The sequence below is a fragment of the Nitrospirillum amazonense genome (genome assembly GCF_029594735.1).
In the GTDB taxonomy this organism is placed as follows: domain Bacteria; phylum Pseudomonadota; class Alphaproteobacteria; order Azospirillales; family Azospirillaceae; genus Nitrospirillum; species Nitrospirillum amazonense.
In genome coordinates, this window is record NZ_JARPAF010000004.1 from 738,353 (window position 1) to 760,294 (window position 21,942).

Annotated in this window: 17 protein-coding genes and 1 tRNA gene; 9 read left to right on the forward strand and 9 right to left on the reverse strand. The window is 67.9% G+C overall.

What is annotated here, in order from left to right; genetic code table 11:
• A partial coding sequence (locus P5F91_RS24085) for an efflux RND transporter permease subunit (protein ID WP_277908479.1) occupies positions 1 to 2,777 on the forward strand: 2,777 nt, incomplete at its 5' end.
• 20 nt (positions 2,778 to 2,797) lie between these two features.
• Positions 2,798 to 4,270 (forward strand): efflux transporter outer membrane subunit, encoded by a 1,473-nt coding sequence (locus P5F91_RS24090; RefSeq protein WP_277908480.1) that lies wholly within the window; start codon positions 2,798 to 2,800, stop codon positions 4,268 to 4,270.
• A 6-nt stretch (positions 4,271 to 4,276) separates the two neighbouring features.
• Here the strand turns inward: P5F91_RS24090 and P5F91_RS24095 are convergent, their stop codons facing one another.
• Positions 4,277 to 4,819, reverse strand: a complete 543-nt coding sequence (locus P5F91_RS24095) for a methylated-DNA--[protein]-cysteine S-methyltransferase (RefSeq protein WP_277908481.1) — start codon at positions 4,817 to 4,819, stop codon at positions 4,277 to 4,279.
• A gap of 437 nt (positions 4,820 to 5,256) precedes the next feature.
• On the opposite strand from P5F91_RS24095, the gene P5F91_RS29990 reads away from it, so the two are divergent.
• The 5 genes from P5F91_RS29990 (at position 5,257) to fdhE (ending at position 11,029) form a co-directional block, all read left to right on the forward strand.
• Positions 5,257 to 5,850 carry a hypothetical protein gene (locus P5F91_RS29990; protein ID WP_479684994.1) on the forward strand — a complete coding sequence of 198 codons (594 nt, stop codon included), beginning with the start codon at positions 5,257 to 5,259 and terminating at the stop codon, positions 5,848 to 5,850.
• A 12-nt stretch (positions 5,851 to 5,862) separates the two neighbouring features.
• Positions 5,863 to 8,400, forward strand: a complete 2,538-nt coding sequence (gene fdnG, locus P5F91_RS24100; RefSeq protein WP_479684995.1) for a formate dehydrogenase-N subunit alpha — start codon at positions 5,863 to 5,865, stop codon at positions 8,398 to 8,400.
• Complete coding sequence (gene fdxH / locus P5F91_RS24105; RefSeq protein WP_145613882.1) at positions 8,400 to 9,323, forward strand: formate dehydrogenase subunit beta; 924 nt, start codon at positions 8,400 to 8,402, stop codon at positions 9,321 to 9,323. The genes fdnG and fdxH overlap by 1 nt, the downstream gene beginning before the upstream one ends.
• Entirely contained in the window at positions 9,320 to 9,994 is a 675-nt protein-coding gene (locus P5F91_RS24110; protein WP_145613883.1) for a formate dehydrogenase subunit gamma, read from the forward strand. The genes fdxH and P5F91_RS24110 overlap by 4 nt, the downstream gene beginning before the upstream one ends.
• Before the next feature lie 108 nt (positions 9,995 to 10,102).
• The gene (fdhE, locus tag P5F91_RS24115) at positions 10,103 to 11,029 is read left to right on the forward strand and encodes a formate dehydrogenase accessory protein FdhE (protein ID WP_277908482.1); all 927 of its coding nucleotides are present in this window, start codon (positions 10,103 to 10,105) and stop codon (positions 11,027 to 11,029) included.
• Positions 11,030 to 11,068: 39 nt separating this feature from the next.
• On the opposite strand, the gene P5F91_RS24120 is transcribed toward fdhE, so the two are convergent.
• Positions 11,069 to 12,061 (reverse strand): zinc-dependent alcohol dehydrogenase family protein, encoded by a 993-nt coding sequence (locus P5F91_RS24120; RefSeq protein WP_277908483.1) that lies wholly within the window; start codon positions 12,059 to 12,061, stop codon positions 11,069 to 11,071.
• A gap of 103 nt (positions 12,062 to 12,164) precedes the next feature.
• Between P5F91_RS24120 and P5F91_RS24125 the strand changes: the two genes are divergently transcribed.
• The gene (locus P5F91_RS24125; RefSeq protein WP_145613886.1) at positions 12,165 to 13,103 is read left to right on the forward strand and encodes a LysR family transcriptional regulator; all 939 of its coding nucleotides are present in this window, start codon (positions 12,165 to 12,167) and stop codon (positions 13,101 to 13,103) included.
• On the opposite strand, the gene P5F91_RS24130 is transcribed toward P5F91_RS24125, so the two are convergent.
• Positions 13,100 to 14,164, reverse strand: coding sequence for a permease (locus P5F91_RS24130; RefSeq protein WP_277908484.1), 1,065 nt, complete (start codon positions 14,162 to 14,164; stop codon positions 13,100 to 13,102). The two genes, P5F91_RS24125 and P5F91_RS24130, sit on opposite strands and share 4 nt — an antisense overlap.
• A gap of 261 nt (positions 14,165 to 14,425) precedes the next feature.
• On the opposite strand from P5F91_RS24130, the gene selD reads away from it, so the two are divergent.
• Positions 14,426 to 15,472: a selenide, water dikinase SelD gene (gene selD / locus P5F91_RS24135; protein WP_145613887.1), complete on the forward strand. Its 1,047-nt coding sequence runs from the start codon at positions 14,426 to 14,428 to the stop codon at positions 15,470 to 15,472.
• A 24-nt stretch (positions 15,473 to 15,496) separates the two neighbouring features.
• Here selD and P5F91_RS24140 read toward each other — a convergent pair whose 3' ends face one another.
• From P5F91_RS24140 to P5F91_RS24165, 6 genes are all read right to left on the reverse strand, one after another.
• Positions 15,497 to 16,081, reverse strand: coding sequence for a hypothetical protein (locus P5F91_RS24140; RefSeq protein WP_145613888.1), 585 nt, complete (start codon positions 16,079 to 16,081; stop codon positions 15,497 to 15,499).
• Positions 16,082 to 16,207: 126 nt separating this feature from the next.
• Positions 16,208 to 16,303 (reverse strand) — tRNA-Sec (locus P5F91_RS24145).
• Between the two features lie 13 nt (positions 16,304 to 16,316).
• On the reverse strand, positions 16,317 to 18,269 hold the full coding sequence (gene selB / locus P5F91_RS24150; RefSeq protein ID WP_277908485.1) for a selenocysteine-specific translation elongation factor: 1,953 nt from the start codon (positions 18,267 to 18,269) through the stop codon (positions 16,317 to 16,319).
• Complete coding sequence (selA, locus tag P5F91_RS24155) at positions 18,266 to 19,642, reverse strand: L-seryl-tRNA(Sec) selenium transferase (protein WP_277908486.1); 1,377 nt, start codon at positions 19,640 to 19,642, stop codon at positions 18,266 to 18,268. The genes selB and selA overlap by 4 nt, the downstream gene beginning before the upstream one ends.
• A gap of 122 nt (positions 19,643 to 19,764) precedes the next feature.
• Complete coding sequence (locus P5F91_RS24160; RefSeq protein ID WP_277908487.1) at positions 19,765 to 20,775, reverse strand: hypothetical protein; 1,011 nt, start codon at positions 20,773 to 20,775, stop codon at positions 19,765 to 19,767.
• Between the two features lie 402 nt (positions 20,776 to 21,177).
• On the reverse strand, positions 21,178 to 21,912 hold the full coding sequence (locus P5F91_RS24165) for a SapC family protein (protein ID WP_277908488.1): 735 nt from the start codon (positions 21,910 to 21,912) through the stop codon (positions 21,178 to 21,180).
• Between the last annotated feature and the right edge of the window lie 30 nt (positions 21,913 to 21,942).

Genomic DNA, 21,942 nt, shown 5'->3' on the forward strand with positions numbered 1-21,942 from the left:
TCTATTCCCCGGATGACAGCCTGGACCAGCTCTACATCTCCAATTACGCCACCTTGCAGGTGCGCGACCCGCTGGCCCGTCTGGACGGCGTGGGCGACGCCCGCATCCGCGGCGCCGGCGACTATTCCATGCGCGTCTGGCTGGACCCGGAGAAGGTGCAGGCCCGCGGCCTGACCACGGCGGAGGTGGTGCAGGCGCTGCAGGGCAACAACGTGCAGGTGGCCTCGGGCCAGCTGAACCACCCGCCCGTGCCCAAGCCCAGCGCTTTCGAGGTGCAGGTGCAGACCCTGGGCCGTCTGACCGACCCCAGCCAGTTCGCCGACATCGTCATCAAGTCCGACGCCCAGGGCCGCGTCACCCGCGTGCGCGACGTGGGCTGGGTGGAGCTGGGGGCGCAGGACTACAACACGTATTCCTACGTCGACGGCCAGCGGGCCGCCGCCATCCTGATCTACCAGCGGCCGGGATCCAACGCCCTGAAGACGGCAGCCAGCGTGCTGTCGTCCATGGAGACGATGAGCCACGACATGCCCAAGGGCATGGCCTACAAGGTGGTCTACAACCCCACCAACTACATCGCGGAATCGGTGAAGGAGGTCTACCACACCATCTTCGAGGCGGTGGTGCTGGTGGTCATCGTCGTCATCGTCTTCCTGCAATCGTGGCGGGCGGCCCTTATCCCCGTCATCGCCATCCCCATCTCGCTCATCGGCACCTTCGCCGTCATGGCGGCGGTGGGTTTCTCCCTCAACAACCTGTCCCTCTTCGGGCTGGTGCTGGCCATCGGCATCGTCGTCGACGACGCCATCGTGGTGGTGGAGAATGTGGAGCGCAACCTGGCCCAGGGCTTGTCCCCGCGCGAGGCCGCGCACCGCACCATGGACGAGGTCGGCGGCGCCCTGGTCGCCATCGCCCTGGTGCTGACCGCCGTCTTCCTGCCCACGGCCTTCCTCACCGGCATCGCGGGCGAGTTCTACCGCCAGTTCGGCGTCACCATCGCCGCCGCCACCGTCATCTCCATGCTGGTGTCGCAGACGCTGAGCCCGGCCCTGGCCGCCCTGCTGCTGAAGCCGCACGTGCAGGAGCATGCGGCGCCCCGGCGGGGCTTCCATCCCGTGGCGCGGTTCTTCGGCGGCTTCAATCGCGGCTTCGATTGGCTGTCGGACCGCTATGGCCGGCTGACCGGCCACCTGGTGCGCCTGGCCACCGTCGTGCTGGTGGTTTATGCCGGGCTGATCGTGCTGGGCGGCGGCCTTATTTCCCGCACGCCCACGGGCTTCATCCCGGCGCAGGACCAGGGCTATTTCATCACCGTCATCCAGCTGCCGCCAGGCTCCTCCCTCGCCCGGACGGACGCCATCCTGCGCCATGTCCAGGATTTGCTGAGCAAACGGCCGGGTGTCGCCCACACCGTGGGCTTCGCCGGCTTCGACGGCGCCACTTTCACCAACGCCCCCAACGCCGGTGCCGTCTTCGTGGCCACCACGCCGTTCGCGGAGCGCGGCAGCCTGACCACCCAGGGCATCTTCTCCGACCTGCAGAAGACGATACAGCAGGTCGATGGCGCCCTGATCCTGCTAATCCCGCCGCCCACGGTGCCGGGCATCGGCTCGTCGGGCGGGTTCAAGCTCTATATCGAGGACAGACGTTCGCGCGGCCTGCAGGCCCTGGCCGACGCCACGCAGGACATGATGCTGGCGGCCAACCAGACGCCGGGCCTGGCCAACGTCTTCAGCCTGTACAACACCCGCACGCCGCAGGTGTACGCCGACATCGACCGGGTGAAGGCCGACATGCTGGGCGTGCCGCCGTCCCGCATCTTCGACACCCTGAACGTCTATCTGGGGTCGGCCTTCGTCAACGACTTCAACCTGCTGGGCCGCACCTACCGGGTGACGGCGCAGGCTGACGGCGCCGACCGCACCAGTGTGCGCGACATCGCCTACCTGCGCACGCGCTCCAACAGCGGGGGGCTGGTGCCCCTGGGCTCCGTCGCCACCTTCCGCGACGTGACGGGGCCCTACCGCGTGCCGCGCTACAATCTGTATCCGGCGGCGGAACTGCAGGGGTCGCCCGCGCCGGGATATTCCACCGGCCAAGCCATCGCCGCCGTACAGCAGCTGGCGCAGCAACGCCTACCCGACGGTTTCGCCATCGAGTGGACGGAACTGACCTTCCAGCAGATCATCGCCGGCAACACCGCCCCCATCGCCTTTGGTCTGGCCGTGGTGTTCGTCTACCTGCTGCTGGCCGCCCTGTATGAAAGCTGGATGCTGCCGCTGTCGGTCATCCTGATCGTGCCCATGTGCCTGCTGACCGCCATCTCTGGCGTCAATCTGCGGGGCATGGACAACAACATCCTGACCCAGATCGGCCTCGTCGTGCTGGTGGGCCTGGCGGCCAAGAACGCCATTCTGATCGTGGAATTCGCCAAGCAGGATGAGGAGGAGGGGATGGACCGCTTCCAGGCGGCGGTGCGCGCGGCCCGCACGCGCCTGCGCCCCATCCTCATGACTTCCTTCGCCTTCATCCTGGGCGTGGTGCCTTTGGTGAACGCCTCGGGCGCCGGGTCGGAGATGCGGCAGGCCCTGGGCACCGCCGTCTTCTTCGGCATGCTGGGTGTCACCTTCTTCGGCCTGCTGTTCACGCCGGTGTTCTACGTCGTCTGCCGTTGGCTGGCGCTATGGGGCCAGCGGCGTTTCGGCAAGCGGGAAGAAACACCACCGCCGCATGTGGGGCCGCCGCATGCCGGGTCACCGGGCCATCATACGGCCTGACGGGGAAGGGGGATCAGTTCATGCGCACCTATCGCACCCTGTTGGCCCTGTCGGTCTGCCTGCTGCCGCTGGCCGGTTGCATCACCGTGGGGCCGGATTACCAGGCGCCGGCCAGCCCGGCCGCCGCCGGCACCTCCTTCACCCGCGCGGGTGCGGCGCCCGGCAGTGCGGAGGTGAAGGCGGCCGACATGCTGAAGGCGGAGGAACCGCTGGAGGAATGGTGGCGCCAGTTGGGCGACCCGGTGCTGGACCAGCTGGTGGCCGACGCCGTCAAGGCCAACCTGGACCTGAAGGCGGCCGACGCCGCCGTCCGCGCCGCCCGGGCGGAAGCGGAGGCGGTGGGCGCCCGCAACCTGCCCTCCCTGGGCGCCAGCGCCAGCTACAGCCGGGCGCGCGCCGCCGCGGCCACGCAACAAGGCCAGCCCAACGCGCAACTGCCCGACAGCAACGTCACCACGGCCGGCGGCAGCCTGTCGTGGGAGATCGACCTGTTCGGCCAGGTGCGGCGCGCCATCGAGGCGGCGGAGGCGGACAGCGCGCGGGCGGAGGCGCTGCGCCACCAGGTGCTGACCGTCATCATCGCCGACGTGGCCAGCACCTATGTCGACCTGCGCGGCGCCCAGCTGCGCCTGTCCGTCGCGCTGCGCAATGCGGAGAACCAGCGCGGCACCTTCGACCTGACCCACACCCTCAGCGATGCCGGCCGGGGCACGGACCTGGACATCGCCCGCGCCCAGGCGCAGCTGGAAACCACCCTGGCCTCCATTCCGCCCCTGCGCGCCACGGTGGCGGCGGATGAGCACATCCTGGCCACCCTGACGGGGCGGGAGCCGGGGGCGCTGCTGAGCCTGCTCGACGCGCCGGCCCCCCTGCCCGACCTGCCCGACAGCGTGGCCGTGGGCACGCCCGCCACCCTGCTGGGCCGACGGGCCGACGTGGCGGCGGCGGAACGTGCCCTGGCCGCGGCCACGGCTCGCATCGGTGTCGCCACCGCCGATCTCTATCCCAAGATCTCCCTCACCGGGTCGGTGGGGGTGCAGGCCCTGCAGCCGGGGGACCTGGGCGCGCGGGGCGCCTTCACCTACGGCATCGGGCCCAGCATTAGCCTGCCGCTGTTCGACGCCGCCCTCTATGCCCGCATCCGCGAGGCCAACGCCAACACCGACCAGGCGGCGGCCAATTTCCAGAAGGCGGTGCTGACCGCCTGGCAGGAGGCGGAGACGGCGCTGGCCCGCTATGCCCAGGAAAGGTCGCGGCGTGCCTCGCTGGACACCGCCGCCATGGCCAGCACCCGGGCCGCCAGCCTGGCGGCGACGCGCTACCGCTACGGTGCCGACAATTTCCTGACCGTGCTGGATGCCCAGCGCACCCAGCTGGAGGCGGAGGACCAGCTGGCCCAGAGCCGTATCCAGGTGGCGCAGGATCTGGTGGCCACATACCGCGCGCTGGGCGGCGGCTGGACCATCGCCAAGGACGTCGCGGACGCGCGGTGACGGCGTTTATCCGGCGGTCGCGAACAGGTCGCCCGTTATTGCCGGGCGGCGGGCGGGGCGGCGTCCTTCCAGCGTCAGCAGATAGTCCTTGGCCTCCAGGCCGCCGGCGAAGCCGGTCAGAGTGCCGTCCATGCCCACCACCCGGTGGCAGGGCGCGATAATGGAAATGGGGTTGCGCCCGTTGGCGGCCCCCACCGCCCGCACCGCCGCAGGCTTGCCGATCTGCCGGGCGATGTCGCTGTAACTGCGCACCTCGCCATAGGGGATGGTTAGCAGCGCCCGCCACACCTGTTTCTGGAAATCCGTGCCGGTGAAGGACAGCGGCACGTCGAATACCGTCAGCTCCTTGCCGAAATAGGCCCGCAGCTGTCGTTCGGTCTCACTCAACACCGGATGGTCGGGCGCCGGAACCAGCGGACCCAGCCGCACCCGGCCCGGCCTGTCATTCTCCCAGAGGATGGCTGCCAGACCCTCATTGCCGGCCACCAGGGTCAGCCGCCCGATGGGGGAGGGCAGGTATCTGAACGCAAACGTGGCAGTGCCGGTCATGGCGGCAAGCTCCTCATCCGGGAAGGGGACAGGGTGGCAAAACGATGAGGTCAGGGGCAAGGGCGGTCATCACAGGCCCCGGGCCTTTGCCTTTCCCGACTTGAGGGCCCGGTCTGAGGGCCCGGTCTGGGGAAAGGAATCGTTATATCCATTTAAATATAGCGCATTAAAGCCCCGCGTTTCAGGTAGCGGACATGGAATACCTTTGGTTGGGTAATAAACTTTGCGCATGACGCAACCACTTTTCTGAATTTAGTTAATGAGAACGGTTATCAATAGGGTCGTCTTCATTCGCTGCCCGAGAAATTCACCGCCAATAACTTGACGGGCTGCGACCGCGTCTTATGATGCGTGTATCCGTCTGCCGGCGTCTGCTTGCCCTTCCCGGGCGGCTTCGGCGTTTTGGCAGGGCCGATTTTCACGGGAGCGTGTGAGACATGGATCTCAGTCGTCGCGGCTTTATCAAGCTGACCGGCGCGGGACTGGCGGTCTCCAGCATGGGCGCGCTGGGCTTCGGCTCTGCGGGCACCGCGCTGGCGGCTTCGGTCCGGCCGTTCAAGCTGACCGCCGCCACCGAAACCCGCAACACCTGCACCTATTGCTCGGTGGCCTGCGGCATCCTCATCTACAGCCAGGGCGATCGCGCGAAGAACGTGAAGTCCTCGGTCATCCATATCGAGGGTGATCCGGACCATCCCGTCAACCGCGGCACGCTGTGCCCCAAGGGCGCCGGCCTGCTGGACATCGTGCGCGCGCCGGGCCGCCTGACCGTTCCGAAGTACCGTGCCGCCGGTGCCACGGAGTGGAAGGAAGTCTCCTGGGACTTCGCGCTCGACCGCATCGCTACGCTGATGAAGCAGGACCGCGACGCCAACTTCATCGCCAAGAACGGCGCCGGCACCACGGTGAACCGCTGGAACACCACGGGCATGCTGGCGGCCTCGGCGGCCTCGAACGAGGCGGCCTATGTGACGTTCAAGTGGGCCCGCGCGTTGGGCATGGTGACGTTCGACAACCAGGCGCGTGTCTGACACGGACCGACGGTGGCCAGTTTGGCCCCAACATTCGGTCGCGGTGCGATGACCAACACCTGGCAGGACATCAAGAACGCCAACGTCGTCATCGTCATGGGCGGCAATGCCGCCGAAGCGCACCCCTGCGGATTCAAATGGGTGGTCGAGGCCAAGATCGAGAACAAGGCCAAGCTCATCGTTGTCGATCCGCGTTTCACCCGCACGGCCTCCGTGGCGGATGTCTATGCCCCCATCCGGCCGGGCACCGACATCGCTTTCCTCAGCGGCCTCATGCGCTATTTGCTGACGAACGATGCCATCCAGCACGAGTATGTGCGGGCGTACACCAACGCCAGCCTGATCGTGAAGGACGGCTTCGCCTTCGAGGACGGCCTGTTCAGCGGCTATAACGAGGAAAAGCGCAGCTACGACAAGTCCAGCTGGGATTACGAGCTGGATGAGCAAGGCTACGCCAAGTCCGACGACACCTGGCAGAACCCGCGCTGCGTCATCAACCTGCTGAAAAGCCACGTCGACCGGTATACGCCGGAGATGGTGTCCCGCATCTGCGGCACGCCCCAGGACAAGTACCTGGAGATCTGCAAGCTGATCGCCACCACCTCGGCGCCGGACAAGGCCCTGACCAGCCTGTTCGCGCTGGGCTGGACGCAGCATTCGGTGGGTGCGCAGAACATCCGCGCCATGGCCATGGTACAGCTGCTGCTGGGCAACATTGGCGTGGCGGGCGGCGGCATGAACGCCCTGCGCGGTCATTCCAACATCCAGGGACTGACCGACATCGGCCTGCTCTCGGCATCGCTGCCGGGCTACATGAACATGCCGAAGGACAGTGAAGTCACCTTCGACAAGTACATGGAGACCAAGCTGTTCAAGCCCCTGCGCCCGGGGCAGACCAGTTACTGGCAGAACTACCGCAAGTTCTTCGTCAGCTTCCAGAAGGCCATGTTCGGTAGCGCCGCCACGGCCGAGAACAATTGGGCCTACGACTACTTGCCCAAGCTGGACGTGGACGGGTACGACATCCTGCGCGCGTTCGAGATGATGAACAACAAGCAGATGAACGGCTACATCTGCCAGGGCTTCAACCCCATGCAGGCCTTCCCCGACCGGGGCAAGATCCGCCGGGGCCTGTCGAACCTGAAGTACCTTGTCGTCATGGACCCGCTGGATACAGAGACGGCCAATTTCTGGCAGGACTACGGTCCGCAGAATCCGTCCAAGCCGACGGAGATCCAGACCGAAGTATTCCAGCTGCCCACCACCTGCTTCGCGGAGGAGAACGGCACGCTGGTCAACTCCGCCCGCTGGCTGCAGTGGCACTGGAAGGCGGCCGACGCCCCCGGCCTGGCCAAGACCGACCTGTGGATCATCGCCGGCCTCTACAACCGCATGAAGGCGATGTACGCCAAGGACGGCGGGGCCTTCCCGGATGCGCTGCTGAACCTCACCTGGACCTACGCCGACCCGCACGAGCCGGAGCCGGAGGAAGTCGCCAAGGAGATGAACGGCCGCGCGCTGGCGGACGTCAACGACCCGGCCACGGGTGCCCCGCTGTTGAAGGCGGGGCAGCAGCTGGACGCCTTCGCCCAGCTGCGCGACGACGGCACCACCATGTCGGGCTGCTGGATCTTCGCCGGCAGCTTCACCGACAAGGGCAACATGACGGCCCGCCGTGACGCGACGGACCCGCGTGAGGCGGGCATCGCCCCCAACTGGGCCTGGGCGTGGCCCGCCAACAGGCGCATCCTGTACAACCGTGCCAGCGCCAACCCGGAGGGCAAGGCCTGGAACCCGGCCAAGCCCGTCATCGAGTGGAACGGGTCCAAGTGGGTGGGCGTGGACGTGCCCGACTACGGCCCGACGGTGAAGCCGTCGGACAGCGTGGGCCCCTTCATCATGAACCAGGAGGGGCAGGCGCGCCTGTTCGCCCGCGGCCTGATGAACGAGGGGCCGTTCCCCGAGCATTACGAGCCGTTCGAAAGCCCGTCGGAAAACGTGCTGCACCCCAAGGTGAAGAACAACCCGGCCGCCCGCGTGTTCGCCAGCGACAAGGAACACATGGGCGCGTCGGCCGACTTCCCCTACGTCGGCACCACCTACCGCCTGACCGAGCACTTCCACTATTGGACCAAGCATTCGCTGATCAACGCCATCCTCCAGCCGGAGGAATTCGTGGAGATCGGCGAGGCTCTGGCCAAGGAGAAGGGCATCGAGCAGGGCGGCTGGGTCAAGGTGTCGTCCAAGCGCGGCCAGGTGATCTGCAAGGCCTTCGTGACCAAGCGCATCAAGCCGCTGATGGTGGACGGCAAGCCGACCCACGTCATCGGCTGCCCCATCCACTGGGGCTTCACCGGCGTGGCCCGCAAGGGCTACGGCGCCAACACGCTGACGCCGTTCGTGGGGGACGCCAACACCAACACGCCGGAGTTCAAGGCCTTCCTGCTCAACATCGAGAAGACCAGCGCGCCCCCCGCGGTGGACGTGGCCCAGGGGCCGCGTGACGCCCAAGGGGTGCCGAAGTCGCTCACCAAGGTGGGGAGCCTGTGATGGCCGACCTGCAATCCCAAGACTACATCCGCCGGTCGGCCACCAACCTGACGCCGCCCTCGGCGCGCCACCATGAGCTTGAGGTGGCGAAGCTGATTGACGTCAGCCGCTGCATCGGCTGCAAGGCCTGCCAGTCCGCCTGCATGGAATGGAACAACCTGCGGCCGGAGATGGAGGAGTTCCAGGGCGCGTACGAGAACCCGCACGACCTCAACCCCGGCACATGGACCCTGATGCGGTTCGCCGAGTACGAGGACGAGCAGGGGAACCTGGAATGGCTGATCCGCAAGGACGGCTGCATGCACTGCGAGGATCCGGGCTGCCTCAAGGCCTGCCCGGCCCCGGGCGCCATCGTCCAGTACGCCAACGGCATCGTCGACTTCATCAGCGAGAACTGCATCGGCTGCGGCTATTGCGTGAAGGGCTGCCCCTTCAACATCCCGCGCATCAGCGCCCAGGACCACAAGTCGTACAAGTGCACCCTGTGTTCCGACCGCGTGGGCGTGGGGCTGGAGCCGGCCTGCGTGAAGACCTGCCCGACCGGCGCCATCATGTTCGGCTCCAAGGACGACATGAAGGACTGGGCGGGCGAGCGCATCGCCGAGCTGAAGGAACGCGGCTTCCAGAACGCCGGCCTCTATGACCCGCCGGAGGTGGGCGGCACGCACGTCATGTACGTGCTGCACCACGCCGACAAGCCCTCGCTCTACTCCGGCTTGCCGGACAAGCCCCACATCAGCGCGCTGGTGGGGGCGTGGAAGGGCTTCCTGAAGCCGGTGGCCCTGGCGGGCCTGGCCTTCGCCGCCGTGGGCGCCTTCGTACATTCCATCGTCGCCGGCCCCAATGAGACGACGGAGGAGGATGAAGCCCACGCCCGGCTGGAGATGGAGAAGGCCAAACGGGAAGGGAGTGCGAAGTCATGAGCTATCCCAAGGGAACCATCGTCCGCAATTCCACCCTGACCCGGGTGAACCACTGGATCACCGGCCTCTGCTTCGTGCTGCTGACCCTGTCGGGCCTGGCCATGTTCCATCCCGTGTTCTTCTGGCTGTCGAACCTGTTCGGCAGCGGACAATGGATGCGGGCGCTGCATCCCTGGCTGGGCGTGTGCCTGATCGTCAGCTTCCTGGGCCTGTTCATCCAGTTCTGGCGGGACAACCTGTGGAACCGCGACGACGTGGAATGGGCCAAGTCGCTGGACAAGGTGCTGGACAACCGGGAGGAGGAGGTGCCACCCGTCGGCCGCTTCAACGCCGGCCAGAAGGCGGTGTTCTGGGGCATGGCCCTGATCATCCCGGTGCTGTTCGTCACCGGCATCCTGATCTGGGAGGTTTATTTCGGGGGCGCCACCTCCATCGAGACGCAGCGGGTCGCCGTGCTGATCCACAGCATGGCCGCCATCGGCGCCATCCTGATCTGGATCACGCATGTCTATGCCGCGCTGTGGGTGAAGGGCTCCATGCGGGCCATGCTGCACGGCTGGGTCACGCCCGGCTGGGCCCATCGGCATCACCGCAAATGGTTCCGCAGCCTGGTCGCCAGCGGCTCCCCCGGGCCGACGCCGGACAGCACGGCCAAATTCCGCGAGCACTGAGCGGCCTCAGGGCCTATGTATCAGGGGCGTGGTCCTGTCGCGGGGCCGCGCCCCAATTCTTTCATGCTATGAGGGGTGGCGGATCAGCCACTCCAGGAGAGTCCGATCATGAGACAGGGTGAAGTGGCGCCCAAGGCGCCGTGGATCGGCAACCCCCAGGGTGGGGTGACGGCGCCGGCCCCCATTATCCTGCCCGATCCGTCCACGCGCTTCGCCCGCACCTCCGGGCGGCTGGGCGTGCTGGCCGTCGACCATCCCATGGCCCAGTGGCTGGAGTTTTTGTGCGAGCTGTCGCAGGCCCAGCATGATGCGGCCGACCTGATCGATGTGACCGCCCCGGACGCCGACGACGTGGCCACGGCCACCGACGCCGGCATGCCGCCCCTGGCCGCCGATGGCCATGAGCGCGACATCGTCTGGCGCGAGGCGCTGACTCTGATCCTGCGCCATTTCGACCGCCTGCCGGAGGTGCCGGACCTGGTGGCGTCCGTCATCGACAGCCTGAACGACATCGATGGCGACACGCTGGAGTATCTGGCCAACGACTTCCTCAGCGGCAACGTCGCGCCAGAGGATGCCGGCCGCGCCGTCTTCATCGCGGCGGCCCTGCAGGTCTATTTCACCAAGCTGGCCGCCACCCTGGACGAGTCCCAGGTGCATTTGCTGCCGGAACGCGGCCTGTGCCCCTGCTGCGGGTCAACCCCGGTGGCGGGCGTCATCACCGCTTCCGGCTCCACGCCCGGCGTGCGCTATCTCTATTGCTCCCTCTGCTCCACCGCTTGGAACCATGTGCGGGCGGTGTGCATCACCTGCGGCCAGTCGGCCCACCTGTCGCTGAAAAGCGTGGAGGGCGAGAACGGTGCGGTGCAGGTGGAAACCTGCGACGACTGCCACACCTACGCGAAGATGCTGTACGTCGCCAAGGACCCCAAGCTGGACCCCTACGCCGACGATTTGGCCAGCCTGGGCCTGGACCTGATGGTGGCCGAAGTCGGCTGGCTGCGCCACGCACCCAATCCGCTGCTGCTGGCGTAGGGAATACGGCCCCGGTTGATGAGATCGGGGCCGGTTCCCTTAGACCGTCACTACCAGCTTGCCGAACTGCTGGTTCGATTCCAGGTGGCGGTGGGCCGCCACGATGTCGTCAAAGGCGAAGCTGCGGTCGATGATGGGCTTCAGCGCGCCGGACTCCAGGCCATTGAGTACGAAGGCCTTCGCCGCCGCCAGCCGCGCGGGGTCGGTGGTGATCTCGTGGATCAGATATCCCCGCAGCGTCAGGCTCTTGCCCAGCACGGTGAACAGGGGGAAGGGCGTCGGCTCGGGGCTCAGGGCGCCGTACTCGATCAGGACGCCGCCCCGGGCCATGGCGGCGGTCAAAGGCGTGAAGATGGGGCCGCCGATGGGGTCGAACACCACGCGCACGCCCTCGGGCCCCGCGATCTCCGCCAGCCGCGCCTCCAAATCCTCCTCCGCCGATGCGACGACATGGGCGGCCCCGGCCTCCAGCAGGGCCTGGCGCTTGGCATGCGTGCGGGTGACAGCGATGGGGGTGGCACCCACCATGCGGGCGATCTGGATGGCGGCCAGGCCCACGCTGCTGCTGGCCGCCGTGATGACGACGACATCGCCGGCCGCCAGCTTGGCCAAGTCGATCAGGGCGCCGTAGGCGGTGACGTACTGCATCCAGGTGGCGGCGGCCTCTTCCCAGCTGAGGGTGGCCGGGTGCTTCACCACCAGGTGCTGCGGGAAGTTCGCCAGTTCGGCATAAGCAGGCCATTCGATCTGCGAGGGCGGCGGCACCACGCTGACGGCATCGCCAACCTTGAGGCCTTCCACACCGGCGCCCAGGGCCGCCACCTCGCCGGCCGCCTCGAAGCCCAGGCCGCTGGGCCAGCTTTCCGGCGTCTCGATATAAGCGCCGGTGCGCAGCATGGACTCCGCCCGGTTCAGGCCCAGCGCCTTGACGCGGATCTGCACCTGCCCGACGCCGGGCGGCGGCACATCGGCCTCCTCGATACGCAGGACCTCGGGGCCGCCATGCTCATGAAAGCGGATAACGCGTGCCATGGTCATTCACTCCAAATCAATTGACAGGAATGAACATGAGCGTGACCGTCAGGCGGGATAAATGGGCTAGGATGCAGAACACTACGAACCAATGGTTTTCAATATGGACCGCTTGGGCAGCATGGCCGTCTTCGTCAAGGCGGTGGATCTGGGGTCTTTCGCCGCGGCCGCGTCGGCGCTGGGCCTGTCGGGCCCCATGGTGGGCAAGCACATCCGTTTCCTGGAGGAACGGCTGGGCGTGCGCCTGCTGAACCGCACCACGCGGCGACAGAGCCTGACGGATTTCGGCCGGGCTTATTACGAGCGCTGCCGCGTCGTGCTGGCGGAGGCGGACGCGGCCGACGCCCTGGCCGCCGACCAGTTAGGGGAGCCGCGCGGCCGTCTACGCGTGACCATGCCGGAACATTTCGGGCGCCGCTGCGTCGTGCCCGTGCTGCTGCAACTGGCGCGGCGCTATCCGGCGCTCGAGCTGGATTTGTCGCTGGGCGATCGCTTGGTCGATTTGGTGGAGGAGGGGTTCGATCTGGCCATCCGCACCGGCGGCCTGGCCGACCGCGCCGGCCTGATCGCCCGGCGCGTGGCGCGCCAGCGTATGGTGGTCTGCGCCGCCCCCGCCTATCTCTCGGCGCATGGCGCGCCGACGGATTTGGATGATTTGGCCCGGCATGAGGGCATCATCTACCGCCGCTCCGCCCGCATTCCGCAATGGCTGTTCCCGCGCGACGGGCGCCCGGCGGTGGAGGTGTTGCCCCGCCACCGCATCCAGCTGGACGATCTGGAGACCATCGCCGACTTGGCCGTGGCCGGCATGGGGCTGGCCTGGCTGCCCTCCTGGCTCATCCGCGAACAGCTGGCGTCAGGCGCGCTGGTGACGGTGCTGCCGGACCAGCCGGAGTATCTCTACGACGTCCATACCCTGTGGGTGCAGACGCCGCACCTGCCCCTGAAGGTGCGGGCGGCGGTGGATGCCCTGGCCGCCGCCCTGCCGGGTTACATGGGGCCGCGTTGCGACCCGGGGGGCGACCCGGGGGGCGAGGGCTAGAACAACGCCAGCGCCAGATAGCCGCCGACGATGCCCAGCAGCACCACGCCGGCGATGACGGCGGCGAGCGCCTTCTGGGGGAAGGAGCGGTGCAGCATGGCAATGGAGGGCAGGCTGACGGGCGGCAGGGTCATCAGCAGGGCGCCGGCCGGCCCCACGCCCATGCCCAGCGACAGCATGGCCTGGATGATGGGAACCTCGCCCGCCGTGGGGATGACGAACAGCGTGCCGGCGATGGCGAAGGCGGCAATCCAGATGAACTGGTTGCCGATCTCCGGCCCGATGGCGGGGAACAGCCAGGCGCGGGCGGCGCCTAAGGCCAGGACGATGACGACGTATTCCGGGATCAGGCGCACGGCCATGCGGCCCAGGATTTTGAGCCAGCGGACGAAGGGGTTCTGCGCCTCCGCCTCCGCCTGCAGGGCCAGCAGGGCGGCCGCCTGGTCGGGCATGGGGCTGACGCGGTTGGCCAGCAGGCCCAGGCCCAGCACCATCACCAGCCCCAGGGCTAGGCGCAGGCCCGTCCATTGCCAGCCCAGGACGAAGCCGATGAAGACCAGGGTGGCGGGGTTCAGCACGGTGTTGCCCAGCCAAAAGGCCATGGCCGCCCCCGGCGCCGCCTGCTGACGGCGCAGGCCCATGACCACAGGGGCGGCGCAGCAAGTGCACATCATGCCGGGCAGGGACAGCAGGCCGCCGGCCAGCACGCTGCCGAAGCCGGTACGGCCCAGCAGGCGGGCCACCCAGGTGACGGGCAGCAAGGCCTGGATGGCGGAGCCCAGCAGCAGGCCCAGCACCATGGCCTGCCAGATGGCCTTGCCGTAGGCCAGGGCATAGCCCACGGCCGCATCCCACGACGGGGCCGGGGCGGCTGCGTCGGTGCCCATCAGGATGGACTTGCCGATGGCGTGGTTGGCCGCCGCCGCGAAAGCGCGGGCGTAATAGGGCGACCATTTCACGTAGAACAGGCCGGCGATGGCGATCAGGGCGACGATGGCGATGCCCACCATGGGGTGGGGGCGTCCGGGGATGTGCGATGACTTCGCGGCGGTCAGGTCCATGGGGATGCGTCCGTGGCATAGGCTGGGGCACGCAGGGGGCGTGACGTCCCCCACGTCTTGGACCCGACCGGGCCACGGTTCGGCGTCGGGAGGCCGCTATCGCCACCCGATGGCGGGGGTCGCGGCGATAGGCATCCTCGATCGAACAACTGCGGTCTTAACGCCGCTTGCAAATAAGGGCAATGTCCTTATCTGCAATGCGGCCGGTTTGCCTGCAGACAATACAAAAATCGGTCTTCCATGCAATTGAAGGCGATAGAAATGTCCAATGACCCGATACGTTTGACCGATCTCGCCCATGGTGGGGGGTGCGGCTGCAAGCTGGCGCCGGCGGTGCTGCAGCAGCTGCTGGCGGGCCAACCGCAGACGGCCGGCTACGCCAACCTGCTGGTGGGGACGGAAACGGGGGACGACGCCGCCGTCTGGCAGCTGGACGATCGCCACTGCATCATCGCCACCACCGACTTTTTCATGCCGGTGGTGGACGATCCGCGCGACTTCGGCCGCATCGCCGCCACCAACGCCCTGTCCGACGTCTACGCCATGGGCGGCCGGCCCCTGTTCGCGCTGGCCATCCTGGGCATGCCGCTGGGCAAGCTGGCGCCCGAGGTGGTGCGGGAGATCTTGGCCGGCGGCGCCAGCATTTGCGCCGAGGCCGGCATTCCCGTGGCCGGCGGCCATTCGATCGATTCAGGGGAGCCCATCTACGGCCTGGCCGTCATCGGCGTCGCCCCGCCCCAGGCCATCCGCCGCAACGCCACGGCCAAGGCCGGCGACGCCCTGATCCTAACCAAGGGCCTGGGCGTGGGCGTCTATTCCGCCGCCTTCAAGAAGCAGAAGCTGGATGCCGCCGGCTACGCCGAGATGGTGGCCAGCACCACCTTGCTGAACCGCGTCGGCGCCACCCTGGCGCAAGATGCCGACGTGCACGCCATCACCGACGTCACCGGCTTCGGCTTGCTGGGCCACGGTCTGGAAATGGCGCGCGGCGCCGGGCTGACGCTGGCGCTGGAGTGGGACCGTCTGCCCTTCCTGTCGCAGGCGGTCCAGCTGGCGGAGGCGGGATTCATCACCGGCGCCTCCAACCGCAACTGGGCCAGCTATGGCGAGGAGACGCGCCTGCCCGCCGATCTCGCCCCCTGGCGCCGCGCCCTGCTGACCGACCCGCAGACCTCCGGCGGCCTGTTGGTCGCCGTGGCGCCGGGGCGGGCGGAGGAGATCTGCCGCCAGATCGTGGAGGCGGGGTATCCCATGGCGCGCATCATCGGGCGCGTGACGGAGGGGGAACCGGTGGTGCGGGTGGTGTAGGCCACGCCGTCACCAGCGCCCACTTCACCAACGCCAGCGGTCGATCTTCTCGATCGTGAACTCGCCCTCGCCGTTTTCGGAGCTGGTCTTCACGGCGTGGATGACATCGCCGTTGGCGCCGGTGATGCGCAGCTTCAACCAACCGGCCGGCCAGATGTGCTGAGGGCCCGGCACGATGACACGGCCGGGCCGGCTGCCGGCGCCATACGGGAAGATTGTGAACAGCCGGTCCTTCATGATCACCGGGTTTTCCGACTGGAACAGCACGGTGATGCCCACGCCATTTTCCTGGCGCATCGTGAACTGGAAACCGGGATTCGCGGTCAAGTCGGCAGGCGCCACATAGAATTGGGTAGGGTCGAAGATCGCCTCCACCTTGCGGACGCCGTTGGCCGACAGGCGCAAGTGCAGGCTGGCGTCGCCATCGATGCTGGGGCTGAAGGCGCCACCGCCGGCACCCGCTGGATTCTCGATGCGCGTGCCCGGCTGGCTGTTGCCCCGGCGGGGGAAGTCGGAGGTGAAGCGGGCGCTGTAGTCCTTCTCCACGGAACCGTAAATCTGAACCGGACCTTGTTCCTCGGGCGGCGGCACTGGCGTCTTGGATCGCATGATCATTGCTCCCCATGGTTTGGCGCCGGACGTGGGCGCCCTAAATGGGTATGCAATTTCCCGGGACGGCGCCATAGGGAACCACCTTATGGTGGTAAAAATTACCGACCGCTGACGGGAAAGCGGTGGCGGAAGGGAATGGGAGTCGAACCCACCCGGGACAGTCTCGCTGCCCCACCCGGATTTGAAGTCCGGACGCCCCACCAGGGGCGATTCCCTTCCATATAAACCAAACTCACAAAACCACAGGCGGCCCGAACAAGTCCAGCCGGTGCGGGTTGACGCGGCGCAGGTCACCCCGGCGCAGGGTGATGCCATGCCGGTCGAAGAAATCCAGGATCTGGATGGCGACCTTGCGGCCGTTGTCCATGCGGTCGCGGAAAGGGGCCACGACGAAGGCGCCGCCGGGGGCCTGCGCCGCCACGTCCACGGCGATGGCCACCATTTCGCGCACCGTGTCGCGCAGGAAGAAATGGTCGTGCGCCACCTGGTCGGCCCAGCCCATGCGACCGGCCAGCTTCAGGATGCGTCGCACCTCACCCTCATCCCGGCCGGTGTCGGCGGCGATGTCGCGCACCCGCGGCGGGCGGAAGCGTACCTCCCCGCTCAGCAGGGGGGCGAGGTCGGCCCACGCCGCCTCATCCGCCGGCGCCAGGCGTACGACATGCCCGGCGAGGCGGATGAAGGCGCCATCAAGCGCCACCAGGCACTGGGCCACGGCCTTGGCGATGGCGACGGCGAAGACGGGGGCGGGCAGGCGGGGCTGCACGGCCAGGCGCAGCTTCTCCCGCCCCATGCCCTGCAGGTCCGGGTTCTCGGCGTGATAGGCCGCCAGCGTTTCCGACAGATGGGCGAGGTAGGCGGCCCAGCGTTCCGCCGACAGGGCGGTGCGGGCCTCCCCGTGTTCCAGCACCACGAGGTCCAGCGCCGCGGCCAGCGCCTCCGCTGCGCCGTCGGGCAGGGCGTGGTCGCGGACGAAGGCGGTCAGGTCGGCATGGTGCGGCGGGATGGCCAGCAGGGCGGCCAGGGCGGCTTTGGGGTCCGGCAGGGCCAGGGCGATGCGCTGGGCCACGCGCTCCGCCGTGCGGCGGCGGCGGGGTGGGGGGCGCAGGTCGATGAAGCGGCCGCCGCCAAGGGTGTACTGGGCCGAGACGTCGCGGATGACGTAGCGGTCGCCCACGGCCGCCGCGATGGGCCGTTCCAGCACTAGTTGCACCTGCGTGGCTTCGCCACCCGCCAGCGCCTCTTCCGACAGCAGCACGACGCGGGCGCCCACCTCCGCCGCCGCGTGGTGCAGCCGTACCGGGAACCATTGCGGCAGCGGCTTGGCCCCCGCCTCGCGCGGCAGCAGGCGCAGGCTGGCGTCGATGCGGTCGGTGGGGGCGTGCAATGCTGGGGCCAGCACCATGTCGCCCCGGTGCAAGGCTTCCTTGGTGATGTCGGGGCCGGCCAGGTTCAGGGCGCAGCGGTCGCCGGCCCGGCCTTCCTCCGCCACTGCGTTCTGCGCGTGCAGCGAGCGAACCCGGGCCGGCAAGCCGGATGGGCTGACCGTCACGCTGTCGCCTACACGTACCCGGCCGGACAGCACCGTGCCCGTCACCACCACGCCCACGCCGGTCAGGGTGAAGGCGCGGTCGATGGCCAGGCGGAAGGCGCCGGGGTCAGCCGCCGTTTTCGCCATCGCCTGAGCGCGGGCCTCCCCCTCCAGCCGCTGGCGCAACGCATCGATGCCGGTGCCGCTGAGGGCGGAGACGGGCAGGATGTCGGCGCCGTCCAGGCTGGTGCCCGCCAGCGCCGCCCTGATTTCCGCCGTCACCGCCGCCAGGCGGTCGGGCGTGGCCAGGTCCGCTTTGGTCAGAGCCACCAGGCCGTGGCGGATACCCAGCAGGTCGATGATGGCCAGATGCTCGCGCGTCTGCGGCATGACGCCGTCGTCGGTCGCCACCACCAGCAGCGCGTAGTCGATGCCGCTGGCGCCGGCCACCATGGTGTGGACGAAGCGCTCATGCCCCGGCACATCGACGAAGCCCAGGGTGGGCCCGTCCTGAAGCGGCAGGTAGGCGAAGCCCAGGTCGATGGTGATGCCCCGGGCCTTCTCCTCCTTCAGCCGGTCGCCATCGACGCCCGTCAGCGCCCGGACCAGGGCTGTCTTGCCGTGGTCGATATGGCCGGCGGTGCCGATGATCATGGCAGCATGAGCCCTTGGAGCGTGGTGATGAAGGCGTCCTCATCACGCAGGCAGCGCAGGTCCAGGATCAGGCGCCCATCCTCGATGCGGCCAATTACCGGCTGATACAGGACGCGCAACGCCACCGCCAACTGGTTGAGGGCCGTCCCGGTGCCGCGTACCGCCAGGCCGGCGCTGCGCAAGGTGTCCAACGGCAAAGCGCCGGAGCCGATCTGACTGTCGCAGTCGCAGACCTCGACGGCGTAGTCTTCGGTCAGGACCGCAGCCAGCACGGGCGCCAGACGCCGGGCCTGCTCCGCGATCTCGCCTTGGGGGCGGGACAGCAGGGCCAGGGTGGGTAGGCGCTGGGCCAGGCGGTCGGGGTCGCGGTACAGCTTCAGCGTCGCCTCGATGGCGGCCAGCCGCACCTTGTCCACCCGCAGGGCCCGCTTCATGGGGTTGCGGTTGAGGGCCTGGATTAGGTCACGGCGGCCGACGATGAAGCCCGCTTGCGGCCCGCCCAGCAGCTTGTCGCCGGAGAAGGTGACCAGATCCGCCCCCTCCGCCACCGCCTCGCGCACCGTGGGTTCGCGCTTCAGACCATAGGCGGACAGGTCCACCAAGGTGCCCGACCCGAGGTCGTTCACCAAGGGTACCCCGACGTCATGGGCGATGCCGGCCAGTTCGGGCGCCAACACCTCCTTGGTGAAGCCCTGGATGCGGTAGTTGCTGGTGTGGACCTTCAGAATAACGCCGGTCTCGGGCGTCAGCGCGCCCTTGTAGTCCTTGGCGTGGGTGCGGTTGGTGGTGCCGACCTCCACCAGGCGGGCGCCGGCCTGCGCCATGATATCAGGCATGCGGAAGGCGCCGCCGATCTCGATCAGCTCCCCGCGCGAGACGATGGCGTCGCGGCCCCGGGCCAGGGTGTTGAGCACCAGCAGCACGGCGGCGGCGTTGTTGTTGACGGCGGTGGCGTCCTCCGCGCCCGTCAGTTCGCACAGCAGGGCGCGGACATGGTCGTCACGCTCCCCCCGCTTGCCGGTATCAAGGTCGAATTCCAGGGCGACCGGCTCCGCCATCGCGGCGACGGCGGCGTCCTGGGCCTCCTTAGCCAGCAGCGCCCGGCCCAGATTGGTGTGCAGGACGGTGCCTGTAAGGTTGATCACGGGCCGCAGGGTGCTGGCGCTTGCCGCGATCAGGTTCATGTATGCGTGCCCGGCCACTTCGTCAGCGGTCGGGACTTTGCCGCCGCCGTTCAGCAATGCGGTGCGCGCCTCCGCCAGGATCGACCGGACGGCGGCGGTGACGGGCGCGCGACCATAGCGCTCCAGCGGTTGCTGGGCCTCCTTGCATGTCAGGACGGCGTTGACGGACGGCAGCTCATGTAGGGACACGGGGGAAGCCTGGACCTGGAGAAGGGCGTAGCGCCAAATCTGTGCCAAGCTTCAAAAAAATCAAGATGTTAAACGTTTTTTGCTCTGATGTCCCACCATGCGTGCAATTCAGAACGCCCCCATCAAAACGCCAGGCCCAGACCGATGGTCCAGCCGCGCACGCCGTTGCCGATGATGGCCGACCCGCGCAGCGTCACGCCCTCGATGCCATAGCCCAGGTGGGGCGTCACCACCTCCAGCCCGCCGCCCACTTCCAGGAACTTGTCGAAGCCTAGGAAATCCTGCTGCGACCCGATCAGGATGTTGCCCCGGCTGAAGGCGATCCAGCGGAGGTCGTCGGCGAACAGATGGCCCAGCGGGCCGTCCAGCTGGGCGTTGACGGTAGCGAAGCCGAAGCTGCCGGTGGATTTCAAGGACGGGTCGCTGACGCGGCTGGGGATGTCGGCGAACTCGCTGAAGCGGCCCATCAGGTGCAGGCGCAGATCGTCGGGCAGGGTGCGTTCGTGCAGCACCTCCACCCCGCCGCCGGCCAGGAAGCTGTCGATGCGCATGCTGGTCAGGATGCCGCCCGTGCTCTCCCGCAACAGGTCGGCATTAGGGCCGGTGAATTCCCCGCTGCCGCGGATGCGGGTGTAGCCGCCCAGGGCGACCGGCCGGACGGAGGTGGAACCGCCGATCGGGATGTCCAGGCCGAAGCCGCCCAAGGCGGAATAGGACTTGTAGTTTTCCTTCACCACGTCCGGCGCGCCGGTATCGGCGCCCAAGGCCGTCTGATGCCAGGCCGTCTCATAGCCCAGCGTCACCTCCAGGTAGGGGGCGACGCTGTCGGTGTCGTCCTTGTCGCGGAAGCTGTGGGTGATGGGCAGCTTGTAGCCGTGCAGCGTGATCTCATTGCTGCTGTAGCGGGCGGCGCTGGCGTCGGGCGTGCCGCCGAAGACGCCCAGGGTTTCGAAGCCGTGGCCGATGTCCTCCGCCTTCAGCTGGTCGCGCACCGCGTCGCGGATGGCCTGGGGGTCGACGGTGGAAGGGGTGGTTTGCGCCTTCGCCCCTGGGCAGAGCAGGACGGCGGCCATGCCGGTGGTTATGACGGCTGCGCGCCACAGAGGGGTGAGTACCGCCAACCAATGTCCCATGCCCGCCTATCCGATCGCTGCGACCCTTCCCCAAGGAAATGTCCCTTGGCGGCGGGGCGGCAATGCGCCAAGAGTAATAACGGATAATAAATGTAAAATAAATGCGGTTGACCTTCACTGATTATGGTGTTTGAAATTATCCCACGTTCACGATGCGCGGATGAGGGTGCGGATGACGGCGATCGCGAAGACGCGGATGCGTGCCGAAACCTGGGCGGAGGCGTGCCTGCCCCTGGCGGCGCTGCTGTATCTCATGCTGCTGGGCATGCTGTTCACCGGCGCGCCCGCCTGAGCGGGAATACCAAAAGAAATCTGTGGAATGTCGGCTCCGCCATTCCGACATGAAAACGGCGGCCTGGGATGACCCGGGCCGCCGTTTCAATTAAGGCTTAAGGCGCTGCGTCAGTTGGTCGCCGGGCGCAGCGAGGTGCGGTCCACCAGGCCGGCCCAGTTGCTGACCGAGATGAAGTGGGCGTAGGCCAGGGCCAGCCAGCCGCGCTCGCGCCAGCGCTGGAAGTCCTCGGCCGGCAGCTGGTTGAATTTGGCTTCATCGATGACCTTGAAGCCGGCCAGGCTCAGCTTCTGGCCGTCCTTCAGGGTGACGTCGGCGCGGTTCTCCACCAGCAAGTCGGCCTTGATCAGGGCCTCCACGAACTCGGTGGTGGCGTTGTAGTGGCCCTGGTAGTCGCTGCAGAAGGCCAGGGCGTTGCGGGTGACCTCGGTGGGCTGACCGCCCTCGAACAGCTTGTTGGGGCCGCCGTGGCTGAGGCTGGAGGCGGCCTCGTCGATGCACAGGGTGAATTCCGCCTTCTCGCGGTTTTCCAGGAAGATGAAGGGGTAGCGGCGGACATAGGCCGGGATGTAGGCACCGGATTCCCAGGTGCCGTCGGCGTCCACGAACAGGTTCTCGCCATTGCGCAAGCCCAGCAGCGCCACGGCCTGGGGCGGGGCACCGTCCAGGAACAGGATGGGGTAGTGCTTGCAGGCCAGCGTGAACTCCGCCGCGATCACGGGCACAGAGTTGGAGCCGGCGGCGAACTGGTAGCCGGCGGCGGGGGCCAGCGACAGGTCGCCGTCTCGCTCCGCGGCCAGGGGGCGGGGGCGCTGGTAGAAGGCGGGAAGGGTCTGCGTGCTCATCTCTGTTCCAAGTCCCGGATCAATTGGGGT